This is a genomic window from Streptomyces sp. NPDC104202 (assembly GCF_055584185.1).
The window spans coordinates 23448-42296 of the sequence record NZ_JBVJMN010000028.1 but is presented as its reverse complement, the minus strand read 5'-3'; the positions used below and the strand labels follow the sequence as shown (position 1 = coordinate 42296).

Annotated in this window: 17 protein-coding genes; 9 read left to right on the top strand and 8 right to left on the bottom strand. The window is 73.7% G+C overall.

Translation table 11 applies throughout. The features are described 5' to 3' along the window. Nucleotides 1-2: 2 nt before the first annotated feature. Nucleotides 3-884 carry a diacylglycerol/lipid kinase family protein gene (locus ACZ60W_RS19465; RefSeq protein ID WP_469756552.1) on the top strand — a complete coding sequence of 294 codons (882 nt, stop codon included), beginning with the start codon at nt 3-5 and terminating at the stop codon, nt 882-884. Nucleotides 885-898: 14 nt separating this feature from the next. Here ACZ60W_RS19465 and ACZ60W_RS19460 read toward each other — a convergent pair whose 3' ends face one another. The 3 genes from ACZ60W_RS19460 to ACZ60W_RS19450 form a co-directional block, all read right to left on the bottom strand. After that, nucleotides 899-2173, bottom strand: coding sequence for an extracellular solute-binding protein (locus ACZ60W_RS19460; RefSeq protein ID WP_469756551.1), 1275 nt, complete (start codon nt 2171-2173; stop codon nt 899-901). Between the two features lie 255 nt (nt 2174-2428). After that, nucleotides 2429-2734: a YkvA family protein gene (locus ACZ60W_RS19455; protein WP_469756550.1), complete on the bottom strand. Its 306-nt coding sequence runs from the start codon at nt 2732-2734 to the stop codon at nt 2429-2431. 121 nt (nt 2735-2855) lie between these two features. After that, the gene (locus tag ACZ60W_RS19450) at nt 2856-3461 is read right to left on the bottom strand and encodes a hypothetical protein (RefSeq protein WP_469756549.1); all 606 of its coding nucleotides are present in this window, start codon (nt 3459-3461) and stop codon (nt 2856-2858) included. Between the two features lie 420 nt (nt 3462-3881). Here ACZ60W_RS19450 and ACZ60W_RS19445 point away from each other — a divergent pair, with 420 nt between their 5' ends. The 3 genes from ACZ60W_RS19445 to ACZ60W_RS19435 all read left to right on the top strand — a co-directional run bounded on the left by ACZ60W_RS19445 (nt 3882) and on the right by ACZ60W_RS19435 (nt 6270). Then, a complete protein-coding gene (locus tag ACZ60W_RS19445) occupies nt 3882-4448 on the top strand; it encodes a hypothetical protein (protein ID WP_469756548.1) in 567 nt (188 codons plus the stop codon). 138 nt (nt 4449-4586) lie between these two features. After that, nucleotides 4587-5264: a class I SAM-dependent methyltransferase gene (locus tag ACZ60W_RS19440; RefSeq protein WP_469756547.1), complete on the top strand. Its 678-nt coding sequence runs from the start codon at nt 4587-4589 to the stop codon at nt 5262-5264. A gap of 49 nt (nt 5265-5313) precedes the next feature. Beyond that, nucleotides 5314-6270 (top strand): nucleoside hydrolase, encoded by a 957-nt coding sequence (locus ACZ60W_RS19435; RefSeq protein ID WP_469756546.1) that lies wholly within the window; start codon nt 5314-5316, stop codon nt 6268-6270. A 96-nt stretch (nt 6271-6366) separates the two neighbouring features. On the opposite strand, the gene ACZ60W_RS19430 is transcribed toward ACZ60W_RS19435, so the two are convergent. The 3 genes from ACZ60W_RS19430 to ACZ60W_RS19420 form a co-directional block, all read right to left on the bottom strand. Next, complete coding sequence (locus ACZ60W_RS19430) at nt 6367-7962, bottom strand: hypothetical protein (RefSeq protein WP_469756545.1); 1596 nt, start codon at nt 7960-7962, stop codon at nt 6367-6369. Between the two features lie 548 nt (nt 7963-8510). Continuing rightward, nucleotides 8511-9404: a hypothetical protein gene (locus tag ACZ60W_RS19425; protein ID WP_469756544.1), complete on the bottom strand. Its 894-nt coding sequence runs from the start codon at nt 9402-9404 to the stop codon at nt 8511-8513. Continuing rightward, nucleotides 9401-10273: a YhjD/YihY/BrkB family envelope integrity protein gene (locus ACZ60W_RS19420; protein ID WP_469756543.1), complete on the bottom strand. Its 873-nt coding sequence runs from the start codon at nt 10271-10273 to the stop codon at nt 9401-9403. The genes ACZ60W_RS19425 and ACZ60W_RS19420 overlap by 4 nt, the downstream gene beginning before the upstream one ends. Nucleotides 10274-10724: 451 nt before the next feature. Between ACZ60W_RS19420 and ACZ60W_RS19415 the strand changes: the two genes are divergently transcribed. Together ACZ60W_RS19415 and lysA are read left to right on the top strand one after the other, a co-directional pair. Beyond that, entirely contained in the window at nt 10725-11114 is a 390-nt protein-coding gene (locus ACZ60W_RS19415; RefSeq protein WP_469756542.1) for an SAV_915 family protein, read from the top strand. Nucleotides 11115-11128: 14 nt separating this feature from the next. Next, entirely contained in the window at nt 11129-12505 is a 1377-nt protein-coding gene (gene lysA / locus ACZ60W_RS19410; protein WP_469756541.1) for a diaminopimelate decarboxylase, read from the top strand. Between the two features lie 604 nt (nt 12506-13109). Here lysA and ACZ60W_RS19405 read toward each other — a convergent pair. Together ACZ60W_RS19405 and ACZ60W_RS19400 are read right to left on the bottom strand one after the other, a co-directional pair. Beyond that, nucleotides 13110-13343, bottom strand: a complete 234-nt coding sequence (locus ACZ60W_RS19405) for a ferredoxin (RefSeq protein WP_469756540.1) — start codon at nt 13341-13343, stop codon at nt 13110-13112. Beyond that, nucleotides 13340-14533: a cytochrome P450 gene (locus ACZ60W_RS19400; protein ID WP_469756539.1), complete on the bottom strand. Its 1194-nt coding sequence runs from the start codon at nt 14531-14533 to the stop codon at nt 13340-13342. Before ACZ60W_RS19400 ends, ACZ60W_RS19405 begins: the two co-directional genes overlap by 4 nt. Before the next feature lie 557 nt (nt 14534-15090). On the opposite strand from ACZ60W_RS19400, the gene ACZ60W_RS19395 reads away from it, so the two are divergent. The 3 genes from ACZ60W_RS19395 (at nt 15091) to ACZ60W_RS19385 (ending at nt 18608) form a co-directional block, all read left to right on the top strand. Continuing rightward, complete coding sequence (locus tag ACZ60W_RS19395; RefSeq protein WP_469756538.1) at nt 15091-17184, top strand: hypothetical protein; 2094 nt, start codon at nt 15091-15093, stop codon at nt 17182-17184. Nucleotides 17185-17537: 353 nt separating this feature from the next. Beyond that, on the top strand, nt 17538-18209 hold the full coding sequence (locus ACZ60W_RS19390; RefSeq protein WP_469756537.1) for a deoxynucleoside kinase: 672 nt from the start codon (nt 17538-17540) through the stop codon (nt 18207-18209). A gap of 78 nt (nt 18210-18287) precedes the next feature. Beyond that, nucleotides 18288-18608: a hypothetical protein gene (locus tag ACZ60W_RS19385; RefSeq protein WP_469756536.1), complete on the top strand. Its 321-nt coding sequence runs from the start codon at nt 18288-18290 to the stop codon at nt 18606-18608. Nucleotides 18609-18849: the final 241 nt, after the last annotated feature.

Genomic DNA, 18849 nt, shown 5'->3' with positions numbered 1-18849 from the left:
CCATGCGACAGTTCACCGCCGTCGTCAACCCCACCGCAGGGGGTTCCAGCGGTACGGCGGGCCTGCTCCCGCTGGCCCGGCTGCTGCGGGAGGCCGGCGCCGGCCTCGACACCGTCTACAGCCGCAGCCTGGAGCACGCCCGCGAGCTCGCCCGGGCGGCCGGGGAGGAGGGGCGCGTCGTGCTCGCCGTCGGCGGCGACGGCATGGCCGGATGCGTCGGCGGCGCCCTCAGCGGTACGGACACGGTGCTGGGCCTGGTCCCCGCGGGCCGCGGCAACGACTTCGCGCGCGCCCTGGGGCTCCCCGCCGACGCGAGCCGGCTCGCCCCGATACTCCTCGACGGCGAGCCGCGCGCCGTCGACACGATCGAGGTGGAGTCCGCCGTCCACGCGCGCGTGTGCGTCCTGGGCAGCGTGTACGCCGGCGTCGACGCGGTGGCCAACCACCACGCCAACACCACCCGGCTGCTGCGCGGAGCCGCCTCCTACTACGTCGGCGGCCTCCGGGCCGTCCTCGCCTGGAAGCCCGCCGCGTACCGGATCACGATCGACGGCGAGACGCACGAACGCACCGGCTACACCGTCGTCGCGGCGAACTCCGGCTTCTACGGCTTCGGCCGGAAGGTCGCCCCGGACGCCCGCGTCGACGACGGACTGCTCGACGTCGTCGTCATCAACGAAGCGCCCAAGCGGCTCTTCTTCGCCATGATGAACGAGCTGAAGACGGGCGCCCACCTGGCCCGCCCCCAGGTCGAGGTCCTGCGCGGCAAGGAGATCCGCATCGAGGCCGACCGGCCCCTGCCGTACGGCGCCGACGGAGAGGTCGACGCCACGCTCCCGGTGACCCTGCGCGTCCGCCCCTCCGCCCTGAGGGTGCTGGCCTGACCGGCCCGTACCCCCTACTCCCGCTGCGCGTCCCGCGCCTTCTGGGCGATGTCCTCCAGGACGACCTTGGGGTCGGCGGAGGGGGCGACGGCCTTGCCGATGGTGCGCTTGATGGTGTTGCTGACCTCCAGCCAGGAGGGCTCGTTGACCGGGTAGAGCTCGGCGCCGCGGAGCGCGGTGAGGAACTGCTCGGTGCTGGGATCGGTGGTGGCGCCGCGGGAGGCCATGGTGGCGGAGACCGTCGAGGGCAGCAGGTGGTAGCGGCCGGCGAACTCGTTGAGGTTCTTGTCCTGGTAGACGAAGTCCAGGAACGCGCCGACGCGTTCGCGGTTGCCGTCGTGCCGGAAGGCCATCATCCAGTCGGCGACGCCGGCGGCGGGGGTGGACTTGCCCTCGGCGAGGGTGTCCGAGACGGGCATGCTCAGCGTGCCGACCCTCATGCCCTTCGCGCGGGCCTCGTGGAGCAGCGAGGGGTAGCCGTTGACCATGCCGACGTCGCCGCGCAGGAAGGCGGCGAAGGCGTCCTGGCGGTCGAGCTGGGCGGGCGGGACCGGGCCGGTGAGGGCGGGCCGGACGAGGTTGTCCCGCAGCCAGCGGAAGGTCTGGGTGTTCTGGTCCGACGCGATGCTGTAGCTGCCGGTGATGTCGGTGTACCCGCCGCCGTTGCTGAGTTCCCAGATGAGGGCCTCGGCGTGGGCCTCCTCGGGACCGAGCGGCAGGGCGTAGGGGTAGAGCACGCCCTCCTTCTTGAGGGCCTCGGCCGCCTCCTTCAGCTCCGACCAGGTCTTCGGCGGCTTCGCGCCGGCCTGGTCGAACAGCTCCTGGTTGTAGAAGAGCAGCCGGCTGCTGGCCACGAAGGGCAGCCCGTACAGGGTGTTGTCCACCGAGCCGGCCTCCACGAGCGGCGGCAGGAAGTTGGCCTCGGCCCTGACCGACAGCAGTTCGTCGGCCGAGTAGAGGCGGCCCTGCGCGGCGAAGTCGGAGTAGGCCCCCATCAGGGCGACGTCGGGGGCGTCGTCCTCCTCGACCATGCGGGTGACCTCGCGGTCGACGTCGGCCCACGGGTACAGCGTCACCTCGACCTTCGTGCCGGGGTGCGCGGCCGTGAAGGCCGCGGTGAGCCTGTCCCAGTACGCCTTGGAGCCGGTCGCCGGGGTGTTGCCGTACTCGGGCGCCACCAGGCGCAGGGTGGTCCCGCCGTCCTCGGGCGCACCGCAGGCGGTGACGAGTGAGCCGAGCAGTCCGCATGCGGCCACGGAGGCGGATATGCCGGAGAGTCTTGGTCGCACGGAGCATTCCTCAGGATTATTTCGGACAGTGCGTCCGGAATTCTCTCCCGGCCGGGAGGGTATTTCGCCCCTTCGCGCGCAGGTGTGGGCGTAGCTCCAAAGCCCGTCATTCCCGATGGTGCGTTCCGCTGGAATGGCGGGGAATTCCATGCGCGTAGAAGTCGCCGTCCCGTCCATGACGACTCCGGAAAGGAGCATGGACGCGGCCGGCCGCGGGGCTCACCCGGAGGGCGGCACGCGCCCGGGACGGCCGGGCTACGCCTCCGGGCCCTCGGGAAGCCTTTCGGGCTCCGCCCCCCGGCCGGCGGCCGCGGAGTGCAGCACGCGCAGGGCGATCAGGAGCACGCCCACGTCGTCCAGGTAGACGGGATCGGGAATGAGGTCGATCGGCGAGACCGTGTACACCACCGCGGCCCAGAACAGGGCCTTGGACTGCAAGGGGATGCCGGCGTCGACCAGCAGTCTGCGCGCGCGGAAGACCCGTACCAGCAGGACGGCCGCACAGACCGCCACCGCGAGCACGAGCACGACGGCCACGGTGAGCCAGATCTCCTTGTCCACGCGGTCCTCCCCTCCAGTCGTCCCTGCCGCGCCGAGGAACGCGGCAGCGGTTCCCCCCAGGCTACGACCCCCGTCCAGCCCACGGACCGGACCGCGCACGCGGTCCGCCTCCCGCCGGGCCTCAGGGGCGCAGCCCGGCGCGCCGGAGCGCGAGCGCGCTGAGGTCGGCGATCGCCCCCGGGTCGCCCTGGCGCCAGGCGTCGGCCCAGCCGCCGGGCGGGGCCGCCGGCCCGGCCAGCGCGCGCGGCGGACCGGTGAGGGCGCGCAGGGCGAGCAGGTCGGCGCCTCCCGGGGCCTCGACGAGCCGCCGCAGGGTCGCGCTGCGCCGGATCCACAGCAGGCGCGGCGGCAGCCACAGCAAGAGGACGAAGAGCACCGGAACGACGATGAGGACGGCCGTGGTCACGTTCGCGACCTGGCTGACGGTCTCCTGGAGCGACACGCCCGCGTCGGCGAAACCGGAGCCGGCGTCGGCCGCCGCCTCCAGCGGCTTCTTCAGGACCCCGCCGACGAACGGCACGTCCGAGGCCGCGTCGCCCGCGTTCCCGAGCTCCTCGGCGAGGCTGTCCCCGGCGCTCTCCACCTTCTTCCCCGGCTCAGCCAGCAGCATGATCGTCTCGCGTACGAGGAGCGCCGCCCACACGACGGCGGCGATCAGTGCCACGGCGACCAGGTCCACCAGCACCTGGAGGTTCCGCCGTGCGGAGGTCTGGGCGTAGAAGCGCAACGAGGGGCTCCTGTTCGGGTCGTGGTGCCGCGAAGGCCGTGCCGCCCCGGCCGCGCCCCGGCCGGTCGTCGGATTCACTTCTTCCACGCCGCCCCACGGACAAACGTGCGAGGAGTCGCCCGCAGGTGGATGCGAGGTCGGGCGACCGGTCCACCGGAAAACGCCGCGCCGATATCCACCCCCGTGGAATCCCGGCCTTTCGTCGATCCGCGGCACCGTCGATCTGCTCGTATGCCGAAGGGCGGGCCGATCATCGTCCTGCGGGGAAAGCGAAGGGCGCCAGGTATTTCGCCGAAATGCGGTCACGGTGTTCCGCCGGCGGGCCGCCGGACGTTCCCGCCCGCCCCGCCCCCGGAGCACGCCGAGCCCGCCGCCGCATCCCCCGGAGGCCGTCCGTACGGCCTCCGCTAGCCTCGCCGCATGTCACTCACCGCTGATCAGCTGGCCGGGTACGTGGAACGCGACCTGGACGCCGACGTGGCGCGCTGGTTCCCCGACGCGCCGAGGGCCGGCGTCCCGGACGACACCCGCCCGGTCGACCCCTTCCTGGCCCGGCTCCCGAAGGACGCCGCGGCCGCGCTGGCCGCCTTCGACCGCCGCGTCCGCGCGGGAACCCTGCCGGCGGTCCTCGACATCGAGGACTGGTCCTACGCCTTCGACTTCGCCGCCAACGACTGCCGCGTCCTCGACTCCGACCACGAGACGGAGCTCTCGGACGACGACGTGTGGTCCATCGGCGCCGACGGCGGGGGCAACTACCACGTCGTGCTCACCGACGGCCGCGTCGCGGTGTGGTTCCACGAGGAGGAGGTCCTGGAAGAGCACACCCGGTTCGACAGCCTCGACATCTTCGTCTGGACCGTGGTCCGCTACCACGCCGTCCGCTCCGGCGCCCTCGACCTCGCCGAGGTCGAGCCGGACTTCCGCGCGCTCGCCCAACCCGGTGTCCTGGCCCCGGAGATCGGCCTGCTCGCCCTCCCGTCCTGACCCTCCGCCGGCTGCGCGGTGCGGCGGGCCGCCCCCGGCGATCCCGCCGCCGGGGGCGCGTTGCCGGAAACCCCCCGTCAGCCGGAGCCCCCGTGGTACGAACCCCCCGTAGGCACCCGACGGCGGAAGGGACACGGAATGGAACACGACGGCACCCAGGGGCGGCCGATGTCGGCGGCGGAACTCTTCGACGGCCTGGGCATCGACTACGAGCGCGCCTTCGTCCGGCTGCCGGCCCAGCTCGCGGCGGTCGAATGGCTCACCGCCCGACTGGCCCCGGGAGCCAGGGTCCTCGACGTCGGCAGCGGCACCGGACGTCCGGTGGCCGGCCTCCTGGCGGACGCCGGCTGCGAGGTGACCGGCATCGACGTCTCCGGCGAGATGGTCGCCCTCGCGAGCGCCCAGGTGCCCGGAGCCCGGTTCGTCCAGTGCGACGTACGCGCCTTCGACGCGCCCGAAGGCGGCTTCGACGCGGTCTGCGCCTTCTTCCCGCTGATGATGATGAGCCGGGCGGAGGCGGCCGAGTCCCTCCGCCGCATGGCCGGCTGGCTCGCCCCGGGCGGCTTCCTGGTGACAGCCACCGTCCCCGCGGACGTCGAGGACATCGAGATCGTCTGGATGGAGCGGACCGTCAGGGTCTCCAGCTTCTCCGTCGACGAGTACCTGCGCCTCCAGCGGGAGGACTGCGGCCTCGACGTGCTCCACCACGCGCTGTCGGTCTTCGCCCCGGACGACGACCGCGCGGCCCCCGAGGACCACCTCTTCACCTACGCCCGCCGCCCGGATCCCGCCGGGAGCGGGACACCGGCGGTCTGACCGGAGCGGATCGCGGAACCCGCCGGGCGGAGTGTGGGACGGTGTGCCCATGCCGGTCCCTGTGATCCTCGACTGCGACCCCGGTCACGACGACGCCTTCGCCATCCTGCTCGCCGCCGCGCACCCGGCCGTCGACCTGCTCGCGATCACCACCGTCGCGGGCAACCAGACGCTGGAGAAGACCACGCTCAACGCCCGCCGGGTCTGTTCCGCGGCCGGCATCCGGGGCGTGCCGGTCGCGGCGGGCCGCGACCGCCCGCTGCACGGCCCGCCCCGGATCGCCGCGGACATCCACGGCGACTCCGGCCTGGACGGGCCCGGCTTCGCGCGGGGCGAGCCGGACGTGCCGCAGGACCCCCGCGACGCCCTCACGCTCGTCCGGGAGGTCCTGCTCGCCCGTCCGGAGCCGGTCACCCTCGTGCCGACCGGCCCCCTCACCAACATCGCCGTCCTCCTGCTCGCCCACCCCGAACTCGCCGGACGGATCGAGCGGATCGTCCTCATGGGCGGCTCCACCGGCCGCGGGAACACCACCCCCGCGGCCGAGTTCAACATCCTGTGCGATCCGGAGGCCGCGGACGTCGTCTTCCGCAGCGGGGTGCCGGTGACCATGTTCGGCCTCAACGCGACCCACCAGGTACGAGCCACTCCCGAGGTCGTCGCCCGGATCGCGGCGCTCGGCACGCCCCTGAGCCGGCTCTGCGTCGACCTCCTCACCTTCTTCGCGGCCACCTACCGCGAGGTGTTCGGCTTCGACGCGCCCCCGCTCCACGACCCGCTCACCGTCGCCCATCTGATCGACCCGTCGCTGGTCACCCTCGTCCGGGCGGCGGTCGCGGTCGAGCTGAACGGCACCCACACCCGGGGCGCGACCGTGGTGGACCTGCACGGGGTGACCGGCCGGCCCGCCGACGTCGAGGTCGGCACGGACGTCGACACGGAGGCGTTCTGGGACCTGATCGTGCAGGCCGTGCGCGTGCTCGGCGGCCCCGGCGCCCCGTCCTGAAAGCGCCGGAGGGCGGTGTGCCCACCCGGACGTCGGGTGGGCACACCGCCCGATGCGGACGGGTCCCGCCCGATGCGGCGCGACCCCGCTCCGTTCCTACGGCCGGCTGTCGACCCAGCTCAGCTTGTGGCCGTAGAGCACCCGCTGGCAGTAGTCCGTGCCCGCCGGATCGGCGGCGTCCCGGTTCGCCGTGCAGTCGCCCGCCGATCCCGGGCGGTGCTCGGAGAGCGACCACAGCCGGCCCGTGCCGCGCTCGACGTACAGGTCCTCGGCGCCCCGGGCGGTCTTGATCGCCTGGCCCTTCGCCACCAGCGAGCCGCCGCTCCACTCGTAGCGCCAGAGGTTGCCCGGCTCGTCCGTGCCCTTGGACTCGTTCACGTACAGCGTGCCGCCGGCCGCCGCCGCGCCCTGTGCTCCGCCGTCGGCCAGCGGCAGGTAGTTCGCCCAGCCCTGCGCGGGGACGTCGGCGGAACGGCCCTCCAGCGCCGCCACCGGGTAGGAGGCGATCCGCCCGGTGGAGGGGTAGCCGCTCTCCGGACGGCAGTACTCGCCCATCAGCAGCCGGTCCGGGGTCTCGCTGCGGTCCAGCGAGATGTACGACGCCTTCGGGGCGCCCGTCGCCACGCACTTGTAGGAACCCGTGGGGTTGCCCTGGTCGGCCTTGAACTTCCACGCGGCGACCTGCGGCATCACGTAGCGGTAGCCGAAGCTGTACCAGACGTTGTCGTGGCGGCCGACCTTCGTCTTGTCCTGCACATCGGCCGTGGTCTGCACGCCGTCGGTGTCCGCCCCCATCGCGTCGTGCGTGGAAGGGTCGCCGTCCGGGTCCAGGTCCATGATGGTGCGCATGTCGAAGACGCGCAGGCCGTTGCGGGTGTCGGCGACGTACAGGTAGTTGCCGTACCAGACGATGCCGCCGGCGTGGACGCCCTTCTGGATCGGGTACTCGGAGGCGTGCAGGCCGTCGAACGAGACGTGGTCGGCCGAGTTGACGTACGTCCACCCCAGCAGCACGTGCCGGTACTTGACCTCCGGCGTGCCGGTGGCGGGGTTGGTGCGGCTCTGCACGAAGGTGATCCGGACGCCCTTCTGGTTGCAGGCGTCGTCGGCCTCCAGCTCGGCCCTGGTGCAGTCGCCCGTCGCCGGGTCGGGGTCGTTCTCCCGCCCCGGGTCCCAGCCGTCGTACGAGGCGAACAGCTGGATGTTCCCCGCCTCGCCCCACAGCTCGTTGTCCTTGGCGTCGGAGACGCCGGTGAACCCCTGGGGGACCCACTCGCGCGAGATCGAGTCGTCGCTCTGGAGGCAGTACTTGATGTCCGGGTCCGCGGCGGTGCCGAACGGGTCGCGGGAGCACCACGGGTCCACCGTCCGGTTGGCCCCCGCGAGCAGGTTCTGCACACCCGACTTCGGCAGCACCTTGTCCAGGCGGGTGACCCGCGTGGTCGTCTCGGAGTTCAGCGCGCCGGGGGAGAGCGTGAAGTCGCCGGGGGAGGCCGCGCCGCCGGGCGAGGTCCAGGCACTGGCCGCGAGCGGCGACAGCGTGGTCTCGGCCGTCAGGGGATCCTGGACCGTCGGGTCCGAGCCTCCCTGTGGTACGTCCTCGGCCTGGGCGGGCGCCGCCAGGCCGGTGAACGCGAGCGAGGCCGCGGCGACCGCCGTGAGCCAGGCGCGGCGTGTGCGCCGTGAGGGCATGGGAGGGTGCTCCGTTGCTCGTGGATCGGACACGTCGAACGGAGGTTTCCAGAACGTACGAGCGAAAGGCAAACGGTCCTGACGCCCCAACAGAACCGCCTGGGAGAGGGTCGGTTGATGGCGACATGGCCCCATCGCGACGTGCGCAAAAGGGGACGTCTCCGCGGGGTGGAGGCGCCGCCGGAAGCCGTCGGGCGGACCTTCGGCGCAGGACCTGACGCCGATCCGCACGAGATCCACACGTCCGGCCGCCGGACGGTCCGAGCCGCCCGGCCACCGGTCCTCAGGGGAAGACGGGGGCGGTCACCGCCGCGCCGCCGGCACCGAGGTCCGGCGTCCCGCCGTCCGGGGAGCGGACGGCGTCGTCGCGCGGGAACGGGACGGGGCCCGGACGGGCGCCAGGAGGGTGCGCGCGAGGAGCCCGCCCGTCGTCCGTGGAATGCCGCGGGGGAGGCTCACGGCGCCGCAGCGCCGGCCGCGTGCGGCCGGGGGAGTGCCGTACGCGGGCGACGCCGCACCGGGCCGGAGCGTCGGCCGTGGGCGACGGGCTACGGAGCCGCCGTGCCCGTCGCGGCCGACGGCGCCGCCTCGCGGGTCCGCTCCGTGCGCTCGGGCAGGAGCAGGACCGAGCCCACGAGGAAGCAGACGGCGCCGATCAGCGTCGTGGTGTCGGCCCCCGTCGCGTCGCGCACCTCGCCGGTCACCGGGTCGACGTACCCGGCGACGGCGGAGACGCCGAAGGCCACGGAGCCGACGAGGTTGGCCAGCGTGATCCACCAGGACCACGACGAGGGCCGCCAGGCCGCCCAGCCGTGACAGGTCTCGTACCAGGCGAGGAGACTGGCGACGAGGAAGCACACCGAGCCGATCGCGTCGGGGCGCCACACGTGCGCGTGCGCGGTGGCCGCGGAGAGGCTGCTGCCCATGGCGACGCCCGTGCTGACGTTGAAGTACACGGTGCCGACCAGCTGGATCGCGGTCGCCCACCAGTCGACCGGACGGTGCCGCGGGACGCGCGACCGCCCGCGCCCACGCCCGCGCCCGCGACCGGGCGCGGACGGCGGGACCGCGGACGGCGGGACCGCGGACGGCGGGACCGCCGCGTCGACCGCCTCGCGGTAGCAGAGGAACGCCGCGGCGGTGAAGAACAGCGACCCGACGAAGTACGTGACCGTGTCCCCGCGTACGCCGACCGCCTCGGTGTAGCCCGGCACCGATCCGACGGCGAAGAGCACCGAACCGACGGCGAAGAGGACCGCGATCCACCAGCCGCGCGCCGAGGGCGCCCACCAGGTCGACCCGGCGGCGGGCCGCTGGTGCTTGCGGTGACGGCGCGACTCCCAGCGCTCCACCACACCGTCCGGGCGCACGTGGTCGACGAACGTCGACGGCGCGGCGGAACGCCGCCGGCCCGGCGAGGGACCGCGGCCGCCGGCCGTCACGACGGCCGCCTCAGCCGGGCGGCCGCGGACCGGAAGGACATGTGCCGGTCCTGCCACGTCATGCCGACGGCCGCACCCAGGGTGATGACCACCCCGATCGCGATGAAGAACGACATCAGGGCGAACACGACGCCGATGGGCCCGTACTTGTCCTCGTACCCGGTGACCATGCCCGAGAAGACGAAGTGGAAGACGACCAGCATCCCGAACCACAGCACCCCGGTGGCGACGGCGCAGGACGCCAGCCTCCGCCAGTGGACGCGCCCCGCCAGCAGGAACCACATCGTGAACCACCAGAAGGCGATGAACGCCGGGACGTTGACCACCCACCACAGGATCGGCGCGCGGTCGTAGAAGCCGCGCCCCGAGAAGGCGCCCAGCGCGGTGCAGCCGACGGCCACGGCCAGCCACACCAGCGCCCGCAGCCCGTCCCGCAGCCGCCGCGGAGGCAGCCGGAACATCTGCTGGTACAGCTTCTGGAGCGAGCCGGCCGACGCGAGCCCGGCCAGCACGAAGAACACCCACGACAGGCCGGTGACCGCTGCGGACGTCGCCGAGGAGGAGGCGAACAGGTCCCCCATGTCGGCCGCCGCCTCCCGGCTCAGGCCCAGCCGCCGCGTCATCCCCGACACCGCCGACCGCCCCGCCAGGGCCGAGGTGACGAGGAGGAACGGGACCGCGCACAGCAGGAGCGTGGCGGCCAGCAGGATCGCCTGGTTGAGGAAGTCGAACGCGTCCAGCCGCCGCCACAGGTACTCCGCCCACGACCCCGCGTACCTGGCCCGGCCCCACTCCGTCGCCCGCCGGGCCCGCCGTGCGCCCCGCCTGCCGGGCGCGCCGCCCGGCCGCGCCGCACCGGGCCGTGTCACGCGATCGGCCCGGGGCCCGCCCGGTGCTCTGTCGCTCGCCCGCATGACGCATCCTCCAGGGCTGGTCACCCCGGGCACGGCGGACATCCGGTGCGGCGGCGCACGCACGCCCGTGGCCCGGCCCTGTATCCACCGTCGCACGGCAGCCGGACCGTGTCAGGTCCGGCGGCTCTCGACGGGCACGGCGGCATCCCACCGGTACGGCGGGCCGGCGGGGCGGTCATCGGCGGGTGCGTCCGTCCTCGGCGGGCCGGGAGGACCGCCGGACCGGCGCCCCGGTCCGGCGGAGGAGCGCATCCGGGCGTGCGCGGCGTATGCGCGGCGTATGCGTCCCGGCGGACACCGTCAGGGGAGCGTCAGGAGGCCGTCCGGACCGGCGGGCACCGGGCATAGCGTCGGGGACACCCCGCGGCGACCGCGCCCGGGGCCCGCCCCTTCCGCGGAGGAACCCATGTCTGCTGCCCTGTACGGAGACGAGCCCGAACCCGGGGAACCGCTCCCGGCCGGACGGCTCTGCGTCCCCGTCCGGCCGGGCTCCGGCGGGTGCGTCACCCGCCTCTTCCGGACCCCCGTCGGCGGCCGGACCGCCGTCGCATTCACCGCTCCGGCACGGCTGCGGGCCGTCCTGGGCGCCGGCCAGCCTTGGATCGTCCTCGCCGAACCGGCCCTCCGCGCGCTCGTGGAGCCGCTCGGCGTCCGCACGCTCCGGATCGACCCGGTCCTCACGGCCCCTGCCCCCGCCGCCCCCGCCGCCCCGGGAGACCCGCGGCCGGCCACCGCGCCCGCCCGCCCGGCGCGGCCGTCGACGCCCGCCCGCCCGCTCAGCGCCGTCGCACGGTGAAGGGAACAGCGGCCATGACGACCACCCTTCCCCTGCCCGCCGCCCCGACCGGCCCGGCCCCCGGCCCCCGTACCCCCACGGGAACCGCGGCCGCCGGGACCCGCCGGGTCTGGCCCGCCACCACCACCGAGGGACCGCACGGCGACGTCCGCGTCGCCGGGGTGTCCCTCGCGGAGATCGCAGAGGGCCACGGCACCCCCGTGTACGTCCTCGACGAGGCCGAGGTCCGCGCGCGCTGCCGCGCCTACCGCGGCGCCTTCCCCGAGGCAGGGATCCACTACGCGGCCAAGGCGTTCCTGTGCCGCGCCGTCGTCCACTGGATGGAGGAGGAGGGGTTCGGCCTCGACGTCTGCTCGGCCGGCGAGCTGGAACTCGCCGTCACCACCGGCTTCCCGGCCGAGCGCATCCTCCTCCACGGCAACGCCAAGTCACCCCGCGACCTGGAGACCGCGCTGCGCCTCGGCGTCGGCCGGATCGCCATCGACACCTCCGCCGAGATCGCCCGCATCGCCGCCGCGGTCGGCCCCGGGAGCCGTCAGAAGGTCATGCTCCGGGTCACGCCGGGCATCAGCGCCGGCGGCCACGCCAAGATCCGCACCGGCTCCGACGACCAGAAGTTCGGGCTCTCCCTCCGCGACGGCCACGCCCAGCACGCCCTCGCCCGCGTCCTCGACCAGCCGGGCCTCGAACTCACCGGACTCCACTGCCACCTCGGCTCGCAGATCACCGACGTCAAGCCCTACCTCGTCGCCGTCCGCAGGCTCGTCGGCCTCATGGCCAGGGTCCGCGACACCCACGGCACCGTCCTGCCCGAGCTCGACCTCGGCGGCGGTCACGGGATCGCCTACCGCCCCGGCGAGCCGTGCCTCGACCCCGTGGCGCTGGCGGCGAGGGTCCGCGCCGAACTGGCCCGCAGCTGCGCCGCCGCGGCGCTTCCCGTGCCGCGCCTCCTCATCGAGCCCGGGCGCGCGGTGACGGGCCCCGCCGGCGTCGCCGTCTACCGGGTCCTCGCGGTGAAACGCGGGCCCGGGCGGACGTTCGTCGCGGTGGACGGCGGAATGAGCGACAACCCGCGGCCCGCGCTCTACGGAGTGCGGTACGCGCCCCGCCTGATCGGCCGTCACTCACCGGCCGACGACGAGCGCGTGACGGTGGTCGGCCGCCACTGCGAGGCCGGCGACATCCTCGCCGAGGACGTGCCGCTGCCCGCCGACACCCGCCCGGGCGACCTGCTCGCCGTCCCGGTGGCAGGCGCCTACCACCTGTCGATGGCCTCCTCGTACAACCTCGTCGGCCGCCCGCCGGTGGTCGCCGTGCGCGACGGTCTGGCCCGGGTGCTGGTGCGCCGGGAGACCCTGGCGGACCTCAGGGCCCGGGACGTCGGCCTCTAGGGCCTGTCGTCACCATCCCCTCTGCCCCGCGACGCCTGGCAGGCGCTCTCGCCGCGCCGGGCGAAAGCGCGAGTACGCCCCGTACGAGCACTTCCCCCCCCGGCACACCGAGAGCACGCACCGGACGCCGCAGGGCCGCCCTTCGGGCAACGAGGGGATGGTGACGACAGGCCCCAGGAACCGACGGATGCATCGCCACCCTCGCCCCCGTCCACCCACACCCCACCCGGCACTCCCGAGCGCGCTCACGCACGGCGATGCCGACGAGCCCTCGGGGCCTGGTCCGGCAGGAGGACGGGTCCTTGACGGCTGCCTCACAGACCATGAGGCCCGCCGCGAGCTGCACCGGGGTCGAGTCGCCGCTCACGCCGAGCTGTAGCGCGGCGTCCCTCGCCGCGGAGTGCGTCGCGATCGGGAAGCGGTCCCCGGGCACCGGCACGATGCCGGCCGCCGCCCTGACCCCGACCGACCGCACCCCGTCGTCGGTGTCCGGCCCCGACCACCGGCCGAAGAGGTCTCCGGCCGTCTGCCGTACCCCGGAGCGGGACGGCTCGCCCGTGCCGCCCGTGCGGTCCCCCGCGAGGGGCCGCGTCCGGGGCGATGGTCAGACAAGCCCCCAGGTGCCCCCGGTCTCCGGCTCGTGGAGGGCGATCGCCCCCGAGGGGCAGACGCCGACGGCCATCCGTGCCGCCGCGCGGTGGGCGGCGGGCGGTTCGGCGTGCAGCACGAGCACGAGGCCGTCGTCGGGGTCCTGGTCGAAGACGTCGGGGGCGGTCATGGCGCACATGCCGGCGCCGATGCAGCGCGTGCGGTCGGCGGTCAGCCGCGGCGCGCTCACCGCGCGTCCCAGGTGACCGGGAGGCTCTTCACCCCGAAGATGTCCGCGGTCTCCGGGCGCAGGACGACCTCCTCGGCGGGAACGGCGAGGCGCAGCGTGGGGAAGCGGTCGACCAGCGCCCGGAACGCGACCCGCATCTCCACGCGCGCCAGCTGCTGACCGAGGCACTGGTGGATGCCGTGGCTGAAGGCCAGGTGCCCGGCGGCCTGGCGGCGGATGTCGAGCGTCTGGGGGTCGGCGAAGCGGTCGGGGTCGTGGTTGGCGGTGTGGTACGACAGGACGACGGTCGTGCCGGCCTTGACGGTCCTGCCGTCCAGCTCCACGTCCTCCAGGGCCGTCCGGTGGAAGGTCTTGGCGACGCTCAGGTACCGCAGCAGCTCCTCCACGGCCCCGTCGGTGAGGGAGGGATCGGCACGCAGCGCGGCGAGTTGGCCGGGGTTCCGCAGGAGGGCGAACGTGCCGAGCGACAGCATGTTCGCCGTGGTGTCGAACCCGGCCGCGAGGAGGATGAGGCTGATGCCCCGCAGTTCCTCGTCGGTCAGGTCGCTTTCGGTGAGCTCGCTGAGGATGTCGTCGGTGGGGTGGGCGCGCTTGGCGGCCACCAGCCGCGCCAGGTACTCCTGCGTCGCGGTGTAGGCCGCGATCAGCTCCTCGTCGCCGACCTCTCCGCCCATGAACGTGTCGATCTGCTCCTGGAAGGATGCCCGGTCCTCGTACGGCACGCCCAGGATCTCGCAGATCACGATGGTGGGGATGGGCTTGGCGAACGCGGTCACCAGGTCCGTCGGCGGCCCGGTCTCCTCCATGGCGTCCAGACAGTCGGCGGTGATCTGCTCGATCCGCTCGGTCAGCATCCGCATCCGCCGCACGGTGAACTTGCCGACCAGGGGCTTCCGGTAGCGGCTGTGCTCCGGCTCGTCCATGAGGAGGAACTCGCCGGGCGGCGCCGGCGGCAGCGCGAAGTCGACGACGTTCATGAGGTCCTTGCGCGAGCTGAACCGGGGGTCGGCCAGGACCGACCGCACCATGTCGTATCCGGTGATCAGCCAGCCGGGCTTGCCGCCGGGGTGCGTGTAGGCGCTGAGGGGGCCGTGCCGCCGGGCGTCGATCAGCTCGGCCGGCGGGTCGAAGGGGCAGCCTGTCCGCCGTTCCGTCGGCAGCGCCGTGACGGTGTGCAGGGAGTCGCTCATGGTCCGTCCTCATCTCGCGGTACGACATGTTCGAAGTTCCCTGAAAGCTACGTTGCATTCATGAATGCGTCAATGAACATTTCTAGTAACTGCAGGTGAGAGGTGCTGTATTGATGCAATGACGCTGCCGCCGAATGCAACGGAGTGTTGCAATGGTTGGCGGCGAAGGCCATGCCCGTCCCTGCCGGGAGGACGGTCGAGCGGTCGGCCTCCAGGACTCCGCCGACCGCCGGCGCACCCTCCTGACCTGAGGGCGCCGGTGGGGAATCCGCCGGTTCGGGCTCCGTAAGCGCCCCCCCGCCAGGTGGCGACGCCGGGGGAGTCGGAACTACTGTCGAAGTATCTTCAGGCGCACCCGTCGACCCCCCTCCGTGCGCGGAGCGGCGAGGGTCCGGCGGCGCCGCCGAAGGCGCCCGCGGACCGGATCGACACCCGAGGACCGGTACGTCACGCGGCCGTCGACGCCCCCGTGCGGCACCGGCGGAACCGCGCCCCCGAGCGTGCGGGGCCGGCCGTCCGGGCGGGACGCGTGACGGACCACCCCACGGGGAGACGCCATGGGACGGATGGAGCAGGCGTTCGACGCATTCCTCGCCGCGGAGCCCCGGCACTGGCTGGTGGGACGGACCGGCGACCACGTCGAGTCGGTGATCGACGAGGGCGGGAGACCCGTGCTCCCCGCCGACGCGCCGCTGCTGCCCCGGCTGGAGAGCAGCTCCGCCCCCGACGTCCTCGCGTTCGGTCCCTTCCCCGACGCGACGTGGTTCCTCCCCGCGTACGTCCTGCCCGCCCGTGACCCCAGGTTCGCCTTCGACGTCGTCCAGCGGCCCGGCGACGTCGCGGCCGACGGGGGGCCGTTCAACCGCGCCACCCTCGCCCTGACCCTGAAGGAGGACCTGTCGCAGAGCGTCCTGTCCTCCGTCACCTCGGGCGCCCTGCATCCCGTGCCGGACCTGCGGCCGGTCGTGACGCTGGCCGTGCCGATCACCGAGGCCGACGGCTCGGTCGCCGTCCACCGGGTCGCGGGCACCACGGCCAGGGTCGGCGGGACCACCCTCACGGCCGCCTTCGAACTGACCGGATCACTCGTCGAGGCCGCCTACGTGCACCTCACCAGGGGCGGTGAGCTGCGCCTGGAGTACGAGCCGACCTACTCCGGATACCAGACGGCCCTCGTCACCGAGCCGGACCTCGGCTTCCCCGCCCACGGCCCGGTCTTCGACGGGCTGCAGTTCCAGGTCTTCGGCGACGGCGGCAACACCGGGGACGCCCCCGTCATGCCGTCCCTCCTCGACCGGATCGGCTCCTACGTCTTCTTCCCCTGCACCGCCCGCTTCCGCCGCACCCTCGCGCTCGGCCTCCACTTCCACACCGACGCCCACCGCGCCCGGTTCACCATCACCGCCGAGGGCGCGACCCGGCCGATCATCGACGCCAACGACCTCAACGACTTCGCGGGACCGCGGTCGGAGTTCCGCGAACTGACCACGCTGGGCGACGTCCCCGCCGCGTACCCCTCGCTCCAGCGGGTCTTCCTCGGCCAGGTCAGCGGCACGGTGATCGCCGTCCCCGACGCGTACGGAATCCTCGTCACAGCCCAGGGCGCCCTCGCGGCCCTCGACTCCGTCGTCGACGAGTCGCCCGCCACCCTCAGCGGCTGCCGGTTCCACTTCACCTTCACCGTCGCCCCGATGGCCGACCCGATCGACCTCGCGCGGCTGCGCGCGGACGTCCTCGCCACCCCGGAGGCCGCCGGTCGCACCCTGCGCGTCGCCCTCCCCGGAGGTCTCGACCCCCGCACCCCCTCCGGCCTCCAGGGCTTCCCGGCAGGCCGCGCCGCCTTCGCCGACGGGGACGGCGCCGGCATCCAGGTGAGCGTCGACATCTCCGACGAGCGGCCCACCCCGGCCACCACCCTCGTCAACCTCTTCCTCCAGCAGCTCGCCTCGCCCGGACCGGCGCCCCTCTTCGGCACGGTCGCCGTCCGCCTCGACGACGTCTTCCCCCAGCCCGTACGCACCCGGCTGGTGCTCAACCTGCGCCGCACCGCCCACGGCGGCGAGCTGACGACCACGCCCCTCTCCGGGTCGCCCCCCACGGCCCAGGCGTCGAACCGCGGCCTCCTCGACCTCAGGCTCCTGCACGCGGCCGACGTCAGGAACGGCCAGGCCCCGGCACCCCGCGTCCCCCTCGGCGGCACGGTGCTCGACGGCGGACGGTCGACCACCCTCCAGGGGGTCGGCGCCGGCACGGCCGTGGAGGTCTCGCGGACCCTGGAGGTCCCCCTCCCGCTGCCGAAGGCCGCGATGCTGAGGTTCGTCGCCTTCCACACCCACACCGTGCAGGAGGTCCAGCACCCCCTCACCGTGAACGCCGCCGGACTGAACTTCGCCGCCGAAGGCATCACCACCCTCCGCGCCGACATCACCCTGGACGCCACCCCCGGCGACTCCGCCCCCTCCCTCACCCTCAGCCCCTCCCACACCCTCGACTTCGTCCACGTCTCCCTCCCCGTCGACGCCGCCGTCACCGGCCTCCACACCACCGTCGTCCTCACCCTCACCACCCACGACGACCCACGCACCGTCACCCTCACCCACGACTTCGTCGACGAACCCATCCTCGTCATCACCTCCACCACCCTCCACTGACGGGCCCCGTGCCGGGCCTGCCGGAGTGCCGTACGTCACTCGCCCCGCCCGGCCGCCGCCCGGGCCCTGGGATGCGCCGCCGCGGACACCGCCGCCGGGGCCGCCCGGCGCGCGTCGTCCTCTATGCTTCAGAGCGGCCGCGAGGCGAAGGTTCGTTCCCCTGGGCGGCACTCGCGCAGCGGCCGGTGGGGCCCGCCGAGAACGCGGCCCGCGCCGGGGCCCGCGCCCGGGCGGGGGGCCACGCGACACCGATCATGCAGATCCCGGGGAATCGAGCGACCGCCGCCCACGTCCCGGTGCCGTGGGCGGACCGGCTCCGTCCGCGCACAGAAGTCCCCAGGGAGAAGTGAGGTATGTCGGTGATCTGCGTCGGAGGCATGATCGGGATCGGCAAGACGAGCGTCGCCGAACTGCTCGCCAAGGAGCTCGGCAGCGACGTCTTCTACGAGAGCGTGGACGACAACCCCATCCTGCCGCTCTTCTACACGGCGAGCCCCGAGGAGATCCAGGCCAAGCGCTACCCCTTCCTCCTCCAGCTCTACTTCCTCCAGACGCGGTTCGCCTCCATCAAGGAGGCGTACAAGCAGGGCGACAACGTCCTCGACCGCTCCATCTACGAGGACTGGTACTTCGCCAAGGTCAACCACGACCTGGGCCGCATCAGCTCCCTGGAGATGCAGGTGTACGAGGGCCTCCTCGACGAGATGATGCGCGAGATCGACGGCCTGCCGTACCGCAAGGCCCCCGACCTCATGGTCTACCTCAAGGCCGACTTCTCCACCGTCCTCCAGCGCATCGGACTCCGCGGCCGCGAATTCGAACAGGACGAGGCCCTCGTCGAGTACTACCGCACGCTCTGGTCCGGCTACGACGACTGGGTCCACCGCCACTACTCGGCCAGCGAGGTCCTCGTCATCGACATGAACCACACCGACGTCGTCAACCGCCCCGACGACGCCGCCCGCGTCGTCCGCGAGGTCAAGGACGCCCTCACCGCCGCCCGCACCCGCACCGGCCACGCCTGACCCCCGGCGCAGGGGCTGTGGCCGGCCCGCCCGTACCTCCATGATGGACGCAGCACACCCGTCGAGTGGAGGTCGTCCATGGATCCCTTGTCCCTCGCCATCGCCGGGGCCCTCGTGGCCGGAGCCGCCACGGCGGTGAGCGAGTCCGCCACCGCCGCCCTCCCCACCCTCTGGCGCCGCATCCGCGAACGCTTCGCCGGCCGCACCCCCGTCCCCACCACCGAGACCGAGATCGCCGCCGCCCTGGACGAGGAGTTCACCCGCGACCCCTCCTTCCGCCAGGAATGCGAACACCTCTGGACCCGCGCCTCCACCCCATCCGTCACCAACACCTTCCACGGCGAGGCCAAGAACGTCGTCCAGACGAACGAGGTCAACGGCGGCCTGACGATGCAGTGACGGGCGGAGCGGGCGGCGGCACTTCATCGCCCCGGGCCACTCCCACGGGAGGGGCCCGGGGCGATCCACGTCCCGCCACCCCGGAGCGGAAGGGTGCGTTCGAAGTGAAGTGCCCGCACCTGCACGTCAGTTCGCCACGCGGCCCAAGGCGAGGGCCGGGACAGTCGGGCACCCCGCTGCTAGCCTGGACGCCCGCGTTGATCCGTCCGTCAGCCGTCCGTCGACCGCCTCCCGAACCGCT

Bases quoted from the DNA above. Each gene is read 5' to 3' on its own strand.
- lysA (WP_469756541.1), top strand. From the start codon at position 11,129: ATGACGACCACCCTTCCCCTGCCCGCCGCCCCGACCGGCCCGGCCCCC.
- ACZ60W_RS19415 (WP_469756542.1), top strand. From the start codon at position 10,725: ATGTCTGCTGCCCTGTACGGAGACGAGCCCGAACCCGGGGAACCGCTC.
- ACZ60W_RS19390 (WP_469756537.1), top strand. From the start codon at position 17,538: ATGTCGGTGATCTGCGTCGGAGGCATGATCGGGATCGGCAAGACGAGC.
- ACZ60W_RS19435 (WP_469756546.1), top strand. From the start codon at position 5,314: ATGCCGGTCCCTGTGATCCTCGACTGCGACCCCGGTCACGACGACGCC.
- ACZ60W_RS19445 (WP_469756548.1), top strand. From the start codon at position 3,882: ATGTCACTCACCGCTGATCAGCTGGCCGGGTACGTGGAACGCGACCTG.
- ACZ60W_RS19395 (WP_469756538.1), top strand. From the start codon at position 15,091: ATGGGACGGATGGAGCAGGCGTTCGACGCATTCCTCGCCGCGGAGCCC.
- ACZ60W_RS19465 (WP_469756552.1), top strand. From the start codon at position 3: ATGCGACAGTTCACCGCCGTCGTCAACCCCACCGCAGGGGGTTCCAGC.
- ACZ60W_RS19430 (WP_469756545.1), bottom strand. From the start codon at position 7,962: ATGCCCTCACGGCGCACACGCCGCGCCTGGCTCACGGCGGTCGCCGCG.
- ACZ60W_RS19385 (WP_469756536.1), top strand. From the start codon at position 18,288: ATGGATCCCTTGTCCCTCGCCATCGCCGGGGCCCTCGTGGCCGGAGCC.
- ACZ60W_RS19440 (WP_469756547.1), top strand. From the start codon at position 4,587: ATGGAACACGACGGCACCCAGGGGCGGCCGATGTCGGCGGCGGAACTC.
- ACZ60W_RS19400 (WP_469756539.1), bottom strand. From the start codon at position 14,533: ATGAGCGACTCCCTGCACACCGTCACGGCGCTGCCGACGGAACGGCGG.